The following is a 16,523-nucleotide window of genomic DNA, read 5'->3' on the forward strand; positions in this document are numbered from 1 at the left end:
TCAGCCCAGCCAGGAGCGGATTTTTGCTTCGATACCTGCGGCATCCAGGCCAATCGCCGTGCGGGCTTCGTCCTGAGTACCTTGCGGAATGAAGAGATCCGGCAGACCGAGGTTCAGCACCGGAACGGCTTTACGATTCGCCATCAGCACCTCGTTCACGCCGCTGCCCGCGCCGCCCATGATGGCATTTTCTTCCAGCGTCACCAGCACGTCATGGGTTTCTGCCATGTTCAGGATCAGGGATTCATCGAGCGGTTTCACAAAGCGCATATCCACCAGAGTGGCATTCAGCGTTTCAGCCACTTTCGCGGCCTCTGGCATCAATGTGCCGAAGTTCAGGATCGCCACTTTCTCACCGCGACGCTTCACCAGACCTTTACCTATCGCCAGCTTCTCCAGCGGTTGCAGCTCAACGCCTACCGCATTACCGCGTGGGTAGCGAACCGCGCTTGGGCCGTCCTGATAGTGGTAGCCGGTAAACAGCATCTGACGACATTCGTTCTCGTCGGATGGCGTCATGATGACCATATCCGGGATACAGCGCAGGAACGACAGGTCAAAAGCCCCCTGGTGTGTCTGTCCGTCCGCACCGACGATGCCCGCACGATCGATAGCAAACAGCACAGGCAGCTTCTGAATGGCAACGTCATGGATCACCTGATCGTAAGCGCGCTGCAGGAAGGTGGAGTAGATCGCGACAACCGGTTTGTAGCCGCCAATCGCCAGGCCCGCTGCAAACGTCACCGCGTGCTGCTCGGCAATGGCAACGTCAAAATACTGGTCAGGGTATTTTCTGGAGAACTCCACCATGCCGGAGCCTTCACGCATGGCCGGGGTGATCGCCATCAGCTTGTTGTCTTTTGCGGCGGTTTCGCACAGCCAGTCACCAAAGATTTTCGAATAGCTCGGCATGCCGCCGCTGCTTTTTGGCAGACAGCCGCTGGACGGGTCGAATTTCGGTACCGCGTGGAAGGTGATCGGATCTTTTTCCGCCGGCTCGTAGCCACGCCCTTTTTTGGTCATGATGTGCAGGAACTGCGGGCCTTTGAGATCACGCATATTCTTGAGCGTCGACACCAGCCCCAGCACGTCGTGTCCGTCAACCGGGCCAATATAGTTAAAGCCCAGCTCTTCAAACAGGGTACCCGGTACAACCATGCCTTTAATGTGTTCTTCGGTACGCTTGAGCAGTTCTTTGATCGGCGGCACGCCGGAGAAGACTTTTTTCCCGCCTTCACGCAGCGAGGAGTAAAGCTTACCCGAGAGCAACTGGGCCAGATGGTTGTTCAACGCGCCGACGTTCTCAGAAATCGACATTTCGTTATCGTTAAGAATAACCAGCATGTCCGGCTTGATATCACCCGCGTGGTTCATGGCCTCAAAGGCCATACCGGCAGTGATGGCCCCGTCGCCAATCACGCAGACGGTGCGGCGCTGCTTGTTCTCTTTTTCGGCAGCGACGGCAATCCCGATACCCGCGGAAATTGACGTGGAGGAGTGGCCGACGCTCAGCACGTCATACTCGCTTTCACCGCGCCACGGGAACGGATGCAGGCCGCCTTTCTGACGAATGGTGCCAATTTTATCGCGACGCCCGGTCAGAATTTTGTGCGGATAGGCCTGGTGACCCACGTCCCAGATGAGCTGATCGAACGGCGTGTTATAGACATAGTGCAGCGCCACGGTCAGCTCTACCGTGCCAAGCCCGGAGGCGAAATGACCGCTGGAGCGGCTTACGCTGTCGAGCAGGTAACGACGCAGCTCGTCGCACAGCTTCGGCAGGCTCTCTTTCGGCAACAGACGTAACTCCTGGGTGGAGTCAACTAACGCCAGTGTCGGGTATTTGGCAATATCAAAACTCATCAAAGGCTCATCGAGATAGTGTGTTTATTTATCACGCTGGATTATATAGTCCGCTAGCGCTTCCAGTGCCGAAGTATCCAGTGATTGCGCGGCCAGTTGATTCAGCGACTGGCGGGCATCCTCTATCAGATCCCGGGCTTTACGTTGGGCTTGCTCAAGACCCAGCAGGGCGGGGTAGGTACTTTTGCCAAGCTGCTGGTCCGCACCCTGACGTTTACCCAATGTTGCAGTATCGCCCACCACATCCAGAATGTCATCCTGAACCTGGAATGCCAGACCGATACTTTCTGCGTATCTGTCCAGAATCGGCAGGGCTTTGCGCCCTCGCTCACCCGCGCTCAGTGCGCCCAGGCGAACAGCGGAACGAATCAATGCCCCGGTTTTATGGCGATGAATACGCTCCAGCTGTTCCAGATTAACCTGACGTCCTTCGGCGTCCAGATCCAGTGCCTGCCCCCCGCACATACCGGCAACACCGCTGGCCATAGCCAGTTCGGAGATCATTGCCAGGCGGTCGCGATCGGCCACTTCAGCCATCGGTGCATCGCTCAGAATCGAAAATGCCAGTGTTTGCAGGGCATCTCCCGCCAGAATGGCATTTGCTTCGCCAAACTTGATATGGCAGGTAGGCTGACCCCGACGTAAGTCGTCATCGTCCATCGCCGGTAAATCATCGTGGATCAGCGAGTAGGCATGGATACACTCAACGGCGGCTGCCGGAGCGTCCAGCGTGTTTTCGCTGATACCAAACATATTGCCTGTGGCATAGACCAGGAATGGGCGCAGGCGCTTTCCACCCAAGAGTGCGCCATAGTGCATGGCTTCAACCAGTGGAGTGTTCTGAAAAGGCTGTGGCTCGATAAAACGGCGCAGCGCATCGTTGGCACGCGCGACGCATGCCTGAAGCTCGTTGGCAAAATCCATTTACTCGGCGTCCGGTGTAAAAGGCGTGGTTTTAGCATCTTCGCTATCGGACAGCAGGATCTGCACACGCTGTTCGGCCTGCTGCAGTTTGACCTGCCCCTGACGTGCCAGTTGCACGCCACGCTCGAATTCGTTGAGTGCCTCTTCCAGCGGGAGATCGCCGCTCTCAAGACGGGTAACGATTTGCTCCAGTTCACTCAGCGCAGTTTCGAAACTGGCTGGTGCGTCGTTCTTCTTCGGCATAGTGAATTGACTCTTATATTCTCAGCCCCGACATGGTAACGGACTCAGGGCAATTATCAAATAACGCGCAATGTGCACAGGAGCGGCGCGATGGTGGTATACTTGCGCGCCTGGAAGCAGCCTTCGGTTATAGGGGCTGCTGTATTTTTCCATTACAAGCCTTATAAGCTTGCCTAAGAAACATTGCCGCCATGAAGTTTATCATTAAATTGTTCCCTGAAATCACCATCAAAAGCCAATCTGTGCGTTTGCGCTTTATTAAAATCCTCACCGGGAACATTCGTAACGTATTAAAGCACTACGACGAAACCCTTGCCGTGGTGCGCCACTGGGACCACGTTGAAGTCCGCGCGAAAGACGAAAACAAGCGTCAGGATATCCGCGACGCGCTGACCCGTATTCCGGGCATCCACCATATTCTGGAAGTGGAAGATGTTCCTTTCACCTCCCTGCATGACATCTTCGAAAAAGCGCTGGTGCAGTACCGCGACCAGATTGAAGGCAAAACCTTCTGCGTGCGCGTGAAGCGTCGCGGCAAGCACGAATTCAGCTCCATTGAAGTGGAACGTTACGTTGGCGGCGGTCTGAACCAGCACGTCGAGTCTGCGCGCGTGCGTCTGACCAACCCGGACGTAACCGTTAACCTGGAGATCGAAAACGATCGTCTGCTGCTGGTGAAAGGTCGTTACGAAGGTATTGGCGGTTTCCCAATCGGTACTCAGGAAGATGTGCTGTCTCTGATCTCGGGTGGCTTCGATTCCGGCGTCTCCAGCTATATGCTGATGCGTCGTGGCTGCCGCGTGCACTACTGCTTCTTCAACCTGGGCGGCGCGGCGCATGAAATCGGCGTTCGTCAGGTTGCGCATTATCTGTGGAACCGCTTCGGCAGCTCTCACCGGGTGCGTTTCGTCGCGATTAACTTCGAACCTGTGGTCGGCGAAATCCTTGAGAAAGTCGACGACGGCCAGATGGGCGTGGTGCTGAAGCGTATGATGGTGCGTGCAGCATCCAAAGTGGCTGAGCGCTACGGCGTGCAGGCGCTGGTTACCGGTGAAGCGCTTGGCCAGGTCTCCAGCCAGACGCTGACCAACCTGCGTCTTATCGACAACGTGTCTGATACGCTGATCCTGCGTCCGCTGATCTCCCACGATAAAGAGCACATCATCGATCTGGCACGCGAAATCGGTACTGAAGATTTTGCCCGTACCATGCCGGAATACTGCGGCGTGATCTCAAAAAGCCCAACGGTGAAAGCGGTTAAGGCGAAGATCGAAGCGGAAGAAGAGAACTTCGATTTTAGCATCCTGGAAAAAGTGGTGGCGGAAGCGTCCAACATTGATATCCGCGAGATTGCCCAGCAGACCGAGCAGGAAGTCGTAGAAGTTGAAACCGTGAGCGGTTTCGGCGCTAACGATGCAATTCTGGATATTCGCTCCATTGATGAGCAGGATGACAAGCCGCTGCAGGTTGAAGGCGTCGAAGTGGTTTCTCTGCCGTTCTACAAGCTGAGCACCAAATTTGGCGACCTCGACCAGAGCAAAACCTACCTGCTGTGGTGTGAGCGTGGGGTGATGAGCCGTCTGCAGGCGCTGTATCTGCGCGAGCAGGGCTTTGCGAATGTGAAGGTGTATCGCCCGTAGTTTCTCGCCCGGTGGCGCTTCGCTTACCGGGCCTACGGTACCGTTCATTTGTAGGCCGGGTAAGGCGTAGCCGCCACCCGGCTTTTTTATGCACTACTCTTCATAGTAGTTATAAATCCCCGCCGGTATCACCAGCGATGACGCTACTTCGTACGCCTTCTCACGCCCGACCAGCAGGTCAATAATCTTTAAGCCAAAATCAATTGCGGTACCGGGCCCCTGGCTGGTCAGCAGGTTGACGCGCGGGTCCCAGACGACGCGTTTATCCACCCAGTGGTCTTCCGGGATCGTATCCTTAAGCCCCGGGAAACCGGTCATATTGCCGATGGGGAAAATGTCGTGCGGAACCAGAACTGTTCCGGCGGCGGCGCAGATGGCTGCGACGATACGGCCGGATAAATGAAACTGGCGCACGGTTTCGACCAGCAGCGGGCTGTCGCGAAAACACTCTGCGCCCTTCAGGCCACCAGGCAGGACGATGATGTCGTATTCCCCATCGGCCACCTGCACCAGCGGGGCATCCGCGAGGATTTTTACCCCGCGTGAGCAGGTGATTGCCAGATTACCGTCGCTGGCGACGCTGGCGGTTGTCACCTTAATACCGCCGCGCACCATCAAATCAATGGTGGTGACCGCTTCTGTCTCTTCGCTACCAGGAGCGAGGCAGACCAGTGCCGACGCGCTCATATTCACTCTCCTTACGTTTAACCAGGTCATACAGACGGGCGTTTTCCGGCACCGCAATACCGTGTGCGCGGGCGCGTTTTAGCAGATAGCCGGTAATGTAGTCGATTTCAGTGTGGCGTAATGCCCGAACATCCTGCAACATCGAGGAGATATTTTCTGCAGTACTATCAATAACCTGTTCGACATAATAGCGTAAATCCTCTGCCGAGGTATGCAAGCCTTCCCTCTCAATGACCTCCGCGACTTCCGCACATAGGACGGCGACGTCTTGCGGATGGTTTTTTAGCTCGCCGTTAGGGCAATCCCACAGCGCCGTGAGCGGGTTAATCACGCAGTTTACGGCCAGCTTGCGCCACAGCTGAGGACGGATATTGTTATGCCAGGCCACGTCCGGCAATACCTTCTGCAGTACGTCTGCCAGATAACTGAAGTCGCCATCCTGTGCCCTGGCAGGGCCGATATGCGTCACCCCACTGGCGACATGTACGATGATATTGCCGTCGCGACGTGCAGCGTGCGTGGTCGTCGCCATCAGCAGCGGCTGCGGGATGCTTTTGAGCTCATCAAGCGTCCCCATGCCGTTATGCAGCAGCAGGACAGGGGATGTGGGGGGGAGCTGAGCGGCCAGTGCTTTTACGGCGTCTGAAACCTGCCATGCCTTGAGCGTCACCAGTAAGAGGTCGCTTTGCGCCAGGAAGTCAGGATCGTTCGCGGTGAGAGATTCGTTAAAGATGCTTCCGTCTTCACTAATCAGGTTTACACTGCAATAGGGCTGGGGCACGCGCAGCCAGCCCTGAACCTCATGTCCGTGCTTGCACAGCGCGGTCAGCCACAGCTGACCAAGCGCTCCGCATCCGAGCACTGTAATTTTCATTGTTCCTCCTCACCTGCAACTGCGCCAGGTGTTACAGCTTAATTATACAGCTAAGCTTCTGTTGAGTTATGCCTCGTAGCGGGTATTATGCAACGCAACAAAAGTGAAGGGAGAAGAAAAGATGCCATCTTTCGATATTGTTTCCGAAGTTGATATCCAGGAAGTTCGCAACGGCGTAGAGAACGCAACCCGCGAAGTTGAGTCACGTTTCGATTTTCGTGGCGTTGAGGCAACGTTTGAGCTGAACGATGCAAATAAGACCATTAAGGTGCTGAGCGAGTCTGATTTCCAGGTAAATCAGCTGCTCGACATTCTGCGTGCCAAGCTGTTAAAGCGCGGCATTGAAGGAACATCTCTGGATGTGCCGGAAGAGTTTGTGCACAGCGGTAAAAACTGGTTTGTCGAAGCCAAACTGAAGCAGGGCATTGAGAGCGCGGTGCAGAAGAAGATCGTTAAGCTCATCAAAGACAGCAAGCTGAAGGTGCAGGCGCAGATCCAGGGCGAAGAAATTCGTGTAACGGGCAAATCCCGTGATGATTTGCAGTCCGTAATGGCGCTGGTGCGTGGCGGCGATCTGGAGCAACCGTTCCAGTTTAAAAACTTCCGCGATTAAGACGAAAATGCCCGGTCAGACCGGGCATTTTTTCAGGCTTTAAGCGCCTGCTCGACTTCAAAGCGGTTAGTTACCTTACTGTCTATTTTGACATAGGCACTGCGCTCTTCCGGGGCGATCAGCACTTCACTTACCCCCTCTGTGGTTTCAAGACGCTGTTTGAGTGCGTCGTTGATCTCAACATCATCCGGAATTTCTACTCGCAGACTGCTGACGTAGCGCGGTTCTTTCATGGTGCTGGCAACCAACAGCCAGACAGTGGCCAGCAGCGCGCCCGCAAGGAACACGGTTTGTGAATCAAACAGACCATCCACCCAGCCGCCAAGCGAGCCGCCAATTGCCACGCCGATAAACTGGCTTGTGGAGTAAATACCCATCGCCGTGCCTTTGTAACCCGCAGGGGATTCTTTACTGATAAGCGACGGCAGCAACGCTTCCATCAGGTTAAACGCCAGGAAGAAAAGTTGCACACCCGCTACCAGTTCCCAGAAGTGCGGGCCGGAGCCCCAGAGCACGATCTCGGCAATCAGCAGGACCGCCACGCAGCCCACGAAGACGCGCTTCATTTTGCGCTTCACTTCAGCGTAGATGATGAACGGCACGACGGAGACAAACGAAATCAGCATCGTAACCAGATAGATTTTCCAGTGCTCAGCCGCCGGGAAACCCGCTGCGGCAAGCTGGCCGGGTAGGGCAACAAAGGTCGACATCAGCAGAATGTGCAGAGACATAATGCCAAAATTCAGCTTAAGCAGGCGCGGCTCGACAATCACTTTGCTGAAGCAGCCTTTTACCATCCCGGATTCACGGTTGAGGACGTGGTTTTTGCTGTCCGGAACCACCCACAAGGTTAAGGCTATACCGATGGTTGCCAGCACGGCAATCATCCAGAACAGGGCGTGCAGGCCGAGTGCATGGGTAATAATGGGGCCGAGCACCATTGCAATGGCAAAGGTGACGCCAAAGCTTACGCCGATAAACGCCATGGCTTTGGTGCGGTTTTGCTCGCGGGTTAAATCTGACAGCAGTGCCATCACCGCAGCAGCTATCGCACCGGAACCCTGCAAGGCCCGGCCAAGAATAATGCCCCATATGGAGTGGGAGAGGGCGGCAATGACGCTCCCGAGAACAAAAATAAGCAGACCACCGACAATCAGCGGTTTTCGTCCAACCCGGTCAGAGAGCAGGCCAAACGGGATCTGGAATACCGCCTGCGCCAGTCCGTAGATGCCGATTGCGAGTCCAATCAGCGCCTCGCTGGCTCCCTGCAACGCCATACCGTACGTGGTCAGAACAGGCAGGACCATAAACATGCCAAGCATCCGTAGCGAGAAGACAGTCCCTAAGCCCCAGGTCGCGCGTAGCTCGCCTGGCGTCATTTTATAATCGTTCATTACCACCTCAGTTCAAAAGCAGGCCATAGTGTAGTGCGGGGAAGGGGCGGGGTAAATAAAGGGTTATTTAACAAATATTACATGCGTTATTAATAGATTCAGTGAATAAAAAAGGGTGCCGAAGCACCCCTTTATTCACCTGTTGTGGCTTACCAGACGTAAGTCAGCAGGTTGTGTGATTCAGGCACCATGAAGTCTACGGACATCATCACGGACAGCGAGGTGATGGCCACAATCGAGAACACAAACAGTTTGCGCGCCCAGACTTTGTCATCTTCCACTTTGTAACCGCGCAGCGCCATACCGAGCCACCAGACGCTCACTGCGGCCGCTACTGCCAGATATTTGTATCCAGCGTATCCGCCCAGAGAGAGCATCAGCGTTGCCACGGCAAAAGCGATGATGTACAGCGTGATGTGGTTCTTGGCAACGGAGATGCCTTTCACGACCGGCAGAACCGGGATGTTCGCTGCCTGATAATCCTTAAAGCGGAAAATCGCGATGGCATAGGAGTGCGGCATCTGCCACAGGCTAAAGATAGCCAGCAGGATAGCTGCACCGCTGTCGAACTCGTTCGTCACCGCGCAGTAGCCAATCACCGGCGGCGCAGCGCCGGAGAGAGAACCAATCAGCGTGCCGTAGACGGAGTGGCGTTTCATATACAGGCTGTAGACGCCCACATATACCACGAACCCCATCACCCCCAGCCAGCAGGCCAGTGGGTTAGCACCAAACCACAGCAGCATAAAGCCAGCAATACCCAGCAAGGTGGCGTACACCAGCGAGACGGAAGGGGCGATCAGGCCTTTCACCAGCACCCGATTTTTGGTCCTTTCCATCTTCTTGTCGATATCCATGTCGATGTAGTTGTTAAATACACAACCGGACGCAACAACCAGTGACACACCGACCAGCGTGTAGATAAAGAGGGTGTAATCAATGCTGCCTTTAGAGGCCAGCAGGAACCCTCCGATCACGGAGATCAGGTTGCCAAAGATGATGCCTGGTTTCGTTACTTGCAGGTATTGCTTAAACATACTCGCCGCTCTTAGTGAACCATCATGTTGTAGTTGAGGTTCCACATAATCCAGATGGAACCGACTACCAGGATAGCGATGATAATCACGGTAAAGACGAAGGCCGTCATATTCCAGCCTTCATCGGACTTGGTGTTCATGTGCAGGAAGCAAACCAGATGCACCAGAATCTGAACCACTGCGGTAACCAGGACGGTGCCCAGAATCGCCGCGTGAGAAGCAGAACCGCTCATCACCATCCAGAACGGGATCACCGTCAGGATGATCGACAGGATAAAACCTGTCATGTAGGTTTTTACGCTACCGTGGGAAGCGCCATGATCGGTTGAATGACTCATTACATCGCCCCCATCAGATAGACAACAGAGAACACACAGATCCATACCACGTCCAGGAAGTGCCAGAACAGGCTCAGGCACATGATACGGGTACGGTTAGTGCTGGTCAGGCCGCGACGCGATACCTGGAACATCAGTACCGCCATCCAGATCAGGCCTGAGGTTACGTGCAGACCGTGAGTACCGACCAGCGCGAAGAACGCGGACAGGAAGCCACTACGATCAGGCCCGAAACCTTCCATAATCAGGTGATGGAATTCATAGATTTCCATCCCGATAAATCCAGCACCAAACAACCAGGTCAACGCCAGCCAGGAGACAACCTGGCTCTTGTTGTTTTTATACATGGCGATAGCCGCCATGCCGTAGGTGATAGAGCTGAATAACAGCAGTGCGGTTTCAACCAGAACGAACGGCAGTTCAAAGATGTCCTTGCCAGTCGGGCCGCCCGCTGTGCCGTTCACGAGAACGGCATAGGTTGCGAACAGACAGCAGAACAGAATGCAGTCGCTCATCAGGTAGATCCAGAAACCGAAGACTTTGGTCGGTCCTGTATCGTGGTGCGCATGTTCATGCGCGTGGGCAGTTGAGTGCGCCAGAGTATCAGTTGCCATTTTTCAGCCCCGCTTTAGAAATCTCGTCGAAATGCTGGTTTTCCAGTTTTTCGACTTCACGGACTGGTACGTAGTAGTCCACGTCCTCGTCAAAGCTCTTCACAATCCAGCTAATGATGACGCCAGCGAAACTCGCAATCGCCAACCACCAGATGTGCCAGATCATTGCGAAACCAAACACCGTTGCGAAAGCGGCAATCACAATGCCCGCGCCGCTGTTTTTCGGCATATGGATCTCTTCGTAATGAGCAGGTTGCTTGTACGCTTCACCTTTTTCTTTCATTTCCCAGAATGCGTCACGCTCGTGAACGTGTGGCACGATGGCAAAGTTATAGAACGGAGGTGGAGAAGAGGTCGCCCACTCCAGCGTACGGCCACCCCATGGGTCACCGGTCAGGTCACGGTTCTGATCGCGGTCGCGAATAGAAACGTAGAACTGAATCAGCTGGCATGCGATACCCAGTGCAATCAGCGCCGCACCACAGGCTGCAACAACCAGCATTGGGTGGAACTGAGGGTCAATCTGCTGGCTCAGGCGACGGGTCATACCCATGAAGCCCAGCACATACAGCGGCATGAACGCTACGAAGAAGCCGATGATCCACAGCCAGAACGCACGTTTGCCCCAGGTCTCGTTCAGCGTGAAGCCGAACGCTTTTGGCCACCAGTAAGTGACGCCAGCGAAGCAACCGAAGACCACACCACCGATAATAACGTTATGGAAGTGCGCAATCAGGAACAGGCTGTTGTGCAGTACGAAGTCAGCACCCGGTACCGCCAGCAGTACGCCGGTCATCCCACCCACGGAGAAGGTCACGATGAAGCCGATGGTCCACAGCATTGCTGAGTGGAACACGATGCGGCCCTGGTACATGGTGAACAGCCAGTTGAAGATCTTCACCCCGGTCGGGATGGCGATAATCATGGTGGTGATACCGAAGAAGGCGTTTACGTTCGCGCCTGCACCCATGGTGAAGAAGTGGTGCAGCCAAACGATGAACGACAGCACGGTAATACACACGGTTGCCCACACCAGAGAGGTGTAACCAAACAGGCGCTTACGTGAGAAGGTCGCTGCGATTTCGGAGAACACACCGAAGACAGGCAGAACCAGAATGTACACTTCCGGGTGACCCCAGGCCCAAATCAAGTTGATGTACATCATCATGTTGCCACCCATATCGTTGGTAAAGAAATGGGTGCCCAGGTAGCGGTCCAGGGTCAGCAGCGCGACGGTGACGGTCAGAATTGGGAAGGAGGCAATAATCAGGATGTTGGCGCACAGAGATGCCCAGGTAAATACTGGCATCTTGAACATCGTCATGCCAGGGGCACGCATCTTGATAATAGTCACGAAGAAGTTAATACCGGTCAGGGTTGTACCGATACCGGAGAGCTGAATCGCCCAAATCCAGTAGTCAACACCTACGCCAGGACTGTATTCAATTCCCGAAAGCGGTGGATAAGCCAGCCAGCCGGTCTGAGCAAACTCGCCCACACCCAGTGACAGGTTAACCAGGATTACGCCAACAACCGTGAACCAGAAGCTCAGGTTGTTCAGGAACGGAAATGCAACGTCGCGCGCGCCGATTTGCAGCGGAACGACAACGTTCATCAGACCGATAACCAGCGGCATCGCCACGAAGAAGATCATGATAACGCCGTGGGCGGTAAAGATCTGATCGTAGTGGTGAGGCGGCAGGAAGCCCGCTTCACCCGCAGAGGCAAGCACCTGCTGGCTACGCATCATGATCGCATCCGCAAAGCCACGAATTAACATGACGATACCGACGATGCAGTACATGATACCGAGTTTTTTGTGGTCAACCGAAGTCAGCCACTCATTCCACAGGTAGCTCCACTTACCGAAGTAAGTGATTAAGGCCAGTAAAGCCGCACCACCAATGATAATTGCAGCCACCGTAACCACGATAATGGGTTCATGGTATGGCACTGCATCCAGTGTCAATTTTCCGAACATTTTCTTCCTCGGCCCCTTAGTGAGCGGTTTCCGCGTGGCTCATGTCCATGCCTTCCATACCTTCATGCGCGCTGTGCTCGCCTTCTGGCTGGGACATGTTCATGCTCTTACCGTGATCCATAAATTTGCCAATAACGTCTTTGAACAAATCAGGTTTCACGTTAGAGAAGTACTCCACCTTGTTGTATTCGCTAGGTGCAGCCACTTTATCGAACGCCGCCATGTCAGACATGGTGTTTTGAGACTGTTTCGCTTTTTCAACCCACTGGTCGAAAGCGGCACGGTCTGGCGTCGCAATAGCTTTGAACTTCATACCTGAGAAGCCCGGACCGCTATAGCTGGCGGAGATACCATCATAGGTGCCTGCTTCATTGGCAATCAGGTGCAGGTTAGTCTGCATACCGGCCATCGCGTAAATCTGGCTACCCAGACGCGGGATGAAGAAGGAGTTCATTACGGAGTTGGAGGTCACTTTGAACTGAACCGGAGTGTTCGCCGGGAAGGCGATTTCATTCACGGTAGCAATGCCCTGTTCCGGATAGATGAAGAACCATTTCCAGTCCATGGAGACCACTTCGATGGTAATCGGTTTTTCATCATGAACCAGCGGTTTGCTAGGTTCGAGGGAGTGAGTGGTTTTCCAGGTCAGCACGGCAAGGAACAGGATGATCAGAATAGGCACTGTCCAGACCACAGCTTCCACTTTATTGGAGTGTGACCAGTTAGGACTATACTTCGCATCTTTATTGCTCGCACGATACTTCCAGGCGAAACCAACAGCCATCAAAACGGCAGGAATAACCACAATCAACATCAGGCCAAAAGCCGTCAATATCAGTGAACGTTGTTCCAGTCCAATCTGCCCTTTGGGGTCTAGTAGTGCAGAATCGCAGCCACTGAGTAATACAGTGCCCGCGAATAATGACAACCATCCCAAACTTTTATTGTATTTCCCGAGTCTCATTTAACGACCTCAATTCCACGGAGTCTGGTGGCGTTTAAAGTGTGCGGGCATTTTACGGGAAGGTTACATTACTGTAAACATCATTAGGACTGTGTCAGGAAGGTGTTACCGGGTTCTGCCGCACGTGTCACAAGTGTTGCAAATTATGTCGGTTTTTATGACCGAAGCCGCATGGCAAGGGCTTTATAACGAAAGGACCCCCAAGCATACCCTAAAAGGGGCAATTGGTATAACCATTGTTGAAAATAAACAAAAAATTAACAATTAATTATCAATAAAGAGACATATAAAAAACGAAAAATCAAACTATCTGATGCTGAATCGGTTAATGAAAAATAGTGTTTTGGAGCAGGCTCCAATAATTTCCAAATTTTATCCCGCACAAAACAACAATTATTTTTTTCAGCGGTTGGCGGCTATTTCACCATTATAATTTCGTTTAGTGATTACAACGGGAAATAACCTTTCGCATTTCTCTTCAGGTCATCTGCGTTTTACGCAGAGCCATGAAATCGAGCAGACCCCCAATCAGGATCCCGGCGACAGCCAGTAGGGCTCCGGCATCCAGCAGAAGGGTTACAAGGGGAAGTGCCATAGAAGTGCTGGCATTAATAATGAGCACCACAAGCCAGAGCACCAGCGCGAAGCAACCCGCCATTAACAGACGTAACGCGAAACGGTAAGCGCGGTGATATTCAGTGCGCGGCATAAAGTGTTCCGTCCGTTGGGTGTATTCCAGCGTCTGGCGACAGACCAGCAACAATAAAATACCCGGCACGGCAGCCACCACGGAGAAGAGATAAAACGTTGGCCAACCGTGGGCTTCTACAAACCAGCCGGCAATTGGCCCAACGTACACGCGGCCAACGGCAGAGAGCGCCGAGAGCAGTGCGAACTGCGTGGCGGAAAATGACTTGTTGCACAGGGTCATCAGCAGGGCGACAAATGCCGCGGTCCCCATACCGCCGCAGAGATTTTCAAAGAACACCGCTGCGGCCATGCTGATCGTATGTTTGTCGGTAATTGACAACAGCCAGTAGCCTGCGTTGGATGCGCCTTGCAGGATGCCAAAGATCAGTAGCGCGCGGAACAGCGTCAGGCGTTGCATCAACACACCGCCATAAAGTGCCCCGACAATGGTCGCAAACAGCCCCAGCGTTTTATTCACCACGCCCACTTCACCCGCATCAAAACCCACACCACGAATGAGGAAGGTGGTGGTCAGGCTCATCGCAAAGGCATCGCCCAGCTTATAAAGGACGATAAGCAACAGGATCAGCCAGGCGTTGTTGCGGCCAAAGAAATCGCGTAATGGTTCGGCGACGGCCTGTTCCAGAGAGCGGGGAACCGGGATGACATCACTCGGTTCGGGGGCGAACAGGGTGGCAATAATACACGGGATCAGCAGGGCGGCCATCAGCCAGTACATACCCTGCCAGCCAAGGTAACGGTCGGCCAGCCACAATGCCAGCCCACCAGAAACCAGCATCCCGAGGCGATAGCCCAGCACGCTGATGGCCGCACCAGCTCCACGTTCTTCAGCAGGCAACACGTCCGTCTTCCAGGCATCAAACACAATATCCTGGGACGCGGAACAGAAGGCGATCACCACCGCAAGGGCGGCCATCCAGCGAAGTTGAGTTGACGGTTCCAGGAAGCCCATGGCGGCAATGGCCAGCAGCAGCAGCACCTGCGTCATAACCAGCCAGCCGCGACGGCGGCCGAGAAACGGTGGGGTGTAGCGATCCATCACCGGCGACCACAGGAACTTAAAGACATAAGCCTGGCCGACGAGTGAGAAGAAGCCAATAGTTTTGAGATCGATATTCTCGACGGTCATCCATGCCTGCAAGGTGCCTGAAGTGAGCGCGAGAGGTAAACCGGAGGCAAAGCCAAGGATCAGCAGAATCGCTGATTTCGGTTGCTGGAAAATGCGTAAGTAATGACTGGACATGTTCTTAAAAACTGACCCGGCTAAAAACCGGGTCAGTCAGCAGGATTAACGCGCGTTCTGCTTGATGAAGTCGTGAATGCTGGTGTCCTGCGCCATGTCGGAAATGGTATCAGTCAGCACGCTGTTAACCGCATCAGCAATATTTTTATTCGATGCCTGGAACGCGCCTTCTACAGAGTAGCTCGCGCGATAGTTCTTGGTCATCTTGTTGCCATTCTTCGCGGTGGCAATGATGGCAATATCCGCTTTGGTGGCGATGTTGTAGCGAACGTTACCCTGAGAAACATCAGCATAAAGGTTGTTCACGATGATCTGCAGATCTACCGCACCGCTTGGGCCAACCATATAGCCACGAGAAGTCATCTGTTTTTCCAGCACTTCCTGCAGCAGGAAGCGCAGGTCGCGGGATGCAGTCAGCGTTACCTGCTGGTTATCGCGGGTCACTTTTGCCAGCGCTTGATCCTGACGCTGATCGGCACCGTTAATACTCACGGTAACACCCATCAGGCTTGGGTCCTGCTGAGGCAGGGTAATTTTTGGTGAGACATCAATGGTGGTAGGCGGAGTCGCACAGCCTGCCAGCATAAAAAGGGCTACCAACGGAAAGAAGAGTTTTTTTAACATTTTCAGGTTCTCAACGAATCGTAAGCATATAGAGAGAAAAATTGCCGCCATCATAACATCGCCAACGGTCAGGGGAAGTGGTCAACGCATGTAAATTCATCGCCTTGTCTGAAAACTGACCTTTGCACCCTTTTTCACCTCGTGTGAATGACAAAAGGTATGAGGCACACAGTTAACTTCATTCGTTTGAATGAGAAAATCAGACGAAAGCTAAATATTTGTTGTCAAGGTGTAATGGAAACGGTAAAAGCGGCTAACATTTAAAGGGATGGGTGACATCCTGGCGTTGTCGGAGGAGTAATTTCATGATGATACGTGAGCAGATAGAAGATAAATTAAGGGCAGCGTTCAACCCTGTGTTCCTCGAAGTCGTCGACGAAAGCTATCGTCATAACGTGCCGGCAGGTTCTGAAAGCCACTTTAAAGTGGTTCTGGTTAGCGATCGCTTCACGGGAGAACGTTTCCTGAACCGACACCGCTTGATCTACAGCACCTTGACGGAAGAACTCTCCACAACCGTACATGCGCTGGCATTGCATACCTACACCATTAAGGAATGGGAAGGTTTGCAGGATACGGTTTTCGCATCGCCGCCTTGCCGCGGTGCTGGCACCATCGCCTGATAAATCGGATTTGCAACGGCTGGAGTTTTTCCAGTATGTTGCTTAAAGATTTCCTCAAAACGGCCTCCGGGCCGTTTTGTTTTGTCTGAGTTTTGAGCGGATGGTGCGATTTTAAGGCTAAAAATAGCCTTAAAGTGTGAAAAAAGCCGC

Annotated in this window: 16 protein-coding genes; 3 read left to right on the plus strand and 13 right to left on the minus strand. The window is 53.6% G+C overall.

Features of this window, described 5'->3' with window-relative positions; translation table 11 throughout:
- Genes dxs through xseB form a run of 3 tightly spaced genes read right to left on the minus strand, consistent with a single transcriptional unit; the run spans position 1 to position 3,030 of the window.
- On the minus strand, positions 1-1,863 hold the full coding sequence (dxs, locus tag AAHF05_RS04760; RefSeq protein WP_129323816.1) for a 1-deoxy-D-xylulose-5-phosphate synthase: 1,863 nt from the start codon (positions 1,861-1,863) through the stop codon (positions 1-3).
- 24 nt (positions 1,864-1,887) lie between these two features.
- A complete protein-coding gene (gene ispA / locus AAHF05_RS04765; protein WP_129323817.1) occupies positions 1,888-2,787 on the minus strand; it encodes a (2E,6E)-farnesyl diphosphate synthase in 900 nt (299 codons plus the stop codon).
- Positions 2,788-3,030, minus strand: a complete 243-nt coding sequence (gene xseB / locus AAHF05_RS04770) for an exodeoxyribonuclease VII small subunit (protein WP_008503331.1) — start codon at positions 3,028-3,030, stop codon at positions 2,788-2,790. It abuts the gene before it with no gap.
- Positions 3,031-3,221: 191 nt separating this feature from the next.
- Between xseB and thiI the strand changes: the two genes are divergently transcribed.
- The gene (gene thiI, locus AAHF05_RS04775) at positions 3,222-4,670 is read left to right on the plus strand and encodes a tRNA uracil 4-sulfurtransferase ThiI (RefSeq protein WP_028017654.1); all 1,449 of its coding nucleotides are present in this window, start codon (positions 3,222-3,224) and stop codon (positions 4,668-4,670) included.
- A 93-nt stretch (positions 4,671-4,763) separates the two neighbouring features.
- Here the strand turns inward: thiI and yajL are convergent, their stop codons facing one another.
- Together yajL and panE are read right to left on the minus strand one after the other, a co-directional pair.
- The gene (gene yajL, locus AAHF05_RS04780) at positions 4,764-5,357 is read right to left on the minus strand and encodes a protein deglycase YajL (protein ID WP_049007499.1); all 594 of its coding nucleotides are present in this window, start codon (positions 5,355-5,357) and stop codon (positions 4,764-4,766) included.
- Complete coding sequence (gene panE / locus AAHF05_RS04785; protein ID WP_129323818.1) at positions 5,320-6,231, minus strand: 2-dehydropantoate 2-reductase; 912 nt, start codon at positions 6,229-6,231, stop codon at positions 5,320-5,322. Before panE ends, yajL begins: the two co-directional genes overlap by 38 nt.
- Before the next feature lie 121 nt (positions 6,232-6,352).
- On the opposite strand from panE, the gene AAHF05_RS04790 reads away from it, so the two are divergent.
- Positions 6,353-6,844, plus strand: coding sequence for a YajQ family cyclic di-GMP-binding protein (locus AAHF05_RS04790; protein ID WP_129323819.1), 492 nt, complete (start codon positions 6,353-6,355; stop codon positions 6,842-6,844).
- A 32-nt stretch (positions 6,845-6,876) separates the two neighbouring features.
- On the opposite strand, the gene AAHF05_RS04795 is transcribed toward AAHF05_RS04790, so the two are convergent.
- The 8 genes from AAHF05_RS04795 to AAHF05_RS04830 form a co-directional block, all read right to left on the minus strand.
- Positions 6,877-8,238, minus strand: coding sequence for an MFS transporter (locus tag AAHF05_RS04795; protein WP_129323820.1), 1,362 nt, complete (start codon positions 8,236-8,238; stop codon positions 6,877-6,879).
- Positions 8,239-8,387: 149 nt separating this feature from the next.
- Positions 8,388-9,275 carry a heme o synthase gene (cyoE, locus tag AAHF05_RS04800; RefSeq protein WP_028017649.1) on the minus strand — a complete coding sequence of 296 codons (888 nt, stop codon included), beginning with the start codon at positions 9,273-9,275 and terminating at the stop codon, positions 8,388-8,390.
- Positions 9,276-9,286: 11 nt separating this feature from the next.
- Positions 9,287-9,613: a cytochrome o ubiquinol oxidase subunit IV gene (locus AAHF05_RS04805; protein ID WP_028017648.1), complete on the minus strand. Its 327-nt coding sequence runs from the start codon at positions 9,611-9,613 to the stop codon at positions 9,287-9,289.
- Positions 9,613-10,227: a cytochrome o ubiquinol oxidase subunit III gene (locus tag AAHF05_RS04810; protein WP_028017647.1), complete on the minus strand. Its 615-nt coding sequence runs from the start codon at positions 10,225-10,227 to the stop codon at positions 9,613-9,615. The genes AAHF05_RS04805 and AAHF05_RS04810 overlap by 1 nt, the downstream gene beginning before the upstream one ends.
- Positions 10,217-12,208, minus strand: a complete 1,992-nt coding sequence (gene cyoB / locus AAHF05_RS04815) for a cytochrome o ubiquinol oxidase subunit I (protein WP_028017646.1) — start codon at positions 12,206-12,208, stop codon at positions 10,217-10,219. Before cyoB ends, AAHF05_RS04810 begins: the two co-directional genes overlap by 11 nt.
- Before the next feature lie 16 nt (positions 12,209-12,224).
- Positions 12,225-13,172: a cytochrome o ubiquinol oxidase subunit II gene (gene cyoA, locus AAHF05_RS04820; RefSeq protein WP_049007496.1), complete on the minus strand. Its 948-nt coding sequence runs from the start codon at positions 13,170-13,172 to the stop codon at positions 12,225-12,227.
- 478 nt (positions 13,173-13,650) lie between these two features.
- Entirely contained in the window at positions 13,651-15,126 is a 1,476-nt protein-coding gene (gene ampG / locus AAHF05_RS04825; RefSeq protein WP_129323821.1) for a muropeptide MFS transporter AmpG, read from the minus strand.
- A gap of 45 nt (positions 15,127-15,171) precedes the next feature.
- Positions 15,172-15,750 (minus strand): lipoprotein, encoded by a 579-nt coding sequence (locus tag AAHF05_RS04830; protein ID WP_028017643.1) that lies wholly within the window; start codon positions 15,748-15,750, stop codon positions 15,172-15,174.
- Between the two features lie 305 nt (positions 15,751-16,055).
- Here AAHF05_RS04830 and bolA point away from each other — a divergent pair, with 305 nt between their 5' ends.
- Entirely contained in the window at positions 16,056-16,373 is a 318-nt protein-coding gene (gene bolA, locus AAHF05_RS04835; RefSeq protein WP_013095855.1) for a transcriptional regulator BolA, read from the plus strand.
- Positions 16,374-16,523: the final 150 nt, after the last annotated feature.

Source organism: Enterobacter adelaidei (genome assembly GCF_041937165.1).
Classification (GTDB): Bacteria; Pseudomonadota; Gammaproteobacteria; order Enterobacterales; family Enterobacteriaceae; genus Enterobacter; species Enterobacter adelaidei.

Excerpts from the sequence above, each read along its gene's own strand:
- ampG (WP_129323821.1), bottom strand. The coding sequence starts at position 15,126 with ATGTCCAGTCATTACTTACGCATTTTCCAGCAACCGAAATCAGCGATT.
- AAHF05_RS04790 (WP_129323819.1), top strand. The coding sequence starts at position 6,353 with ATGCCATCTTTCGATATTGTTTCCGAAGTTGATATCCAGGAAGTTCGC.
- bolA (WP_013095855.1), top strand. The coding sequence starts at position 16,056 with ATGATGATACGTGAGCAGATAGAAGATAAATTAAGGGCAGCGTTCAAC.
- AAHF05_RS04805 (WP_028017648.1), bottom strand. The coding sequence starts at position 9,613 with ATGAGTCATTCAACCGATCATGGCGCTTCCCACGGTAGCGTAAAAACC.
- cyoA (WP_049007496.1), bottom strand. The coding sequence starts at position 13,172 with ATGAGACTCGGGAAATACAATAAAAGTTTGGGATGGTTGTCATTATTC.
- AAHF05_RS04810 (WP_028017647.1), bottom strand. The coding sequence starts at position 10,227 with ATGGCAACTGATACTCTGGCGCACTCAACTGCCCACGCGCATGAACAT.
- thiI (WP_028017654.1), top strand. The coding sequence starts at position 3,222 with ATGAAGTTTATCATTAAATTGTTCCCTGAAATCACCATCAAAAGCCAA.
- dxs (WP_129323816.1), bottom strand. The coding sequence starts at position 1,863 with ATGAGTTTTGATATTGCCAAATACCCGACACTGGCGTTAGTTGACTCC.
- AAHF05_RS04795 (WP_129323820.1), bottom strand. The coding sequence starts at position 8,238 with ATGAACGATTATAAAATGACGCCAGGCGAGCTACGCGCGACCTGGGGC.
- AAHF05_RS04830 (WP_028017643.1), bottom strand. The coding sequence starts at position 15,750 with ATGTTAAAAAAACTCTTCTTTCCGTTGGTAGCCCTTTTTATGCTGGCA.
- panE (WP_129323818.1), bottom strand. The coding sequence starts at position 6,231 with ATGAAAATTACAGTGCTCGGATGCGGAGCGCTTGGTCAGCTGTGGCTG.
- ispA (WP_129323817.1), bottom strand. The coding sequence starts at position 2,787 with ATGGATTTTGCCAACGAGCTTCAGGCATGCGTCGCGCGTGCCAACGAT.
- cyoE (WP_028017649.1), bottom strand. The coding sequence starts at position 9,275 with ATGTTTAAGCAATACCTGCAAGTAACGAAACCAGGCATCATCTTTGGC.
- xseB (WP_008503331.1), bottom strand. The coding sequence starts at position 3,030 with ATGCCGAAGAAGAACGACGCACCAGCCAGTTTCGAAACTGCGCTGAGT.
- yajL (WP_049007499.1), bottom strand. The coding sequence starts at position 5,357 with ATGAGCGCGTCGGCACTGGTCTGCCTCGCTCCTGGTAGCGAAGAGACA.
- cyoB (WP_028017646.1), bottom strand. The coding sequence starts at position 12,208 with ATGTTCGGAAAATTGACACTGGATGCAGTGCCATACCATGAACCCATT.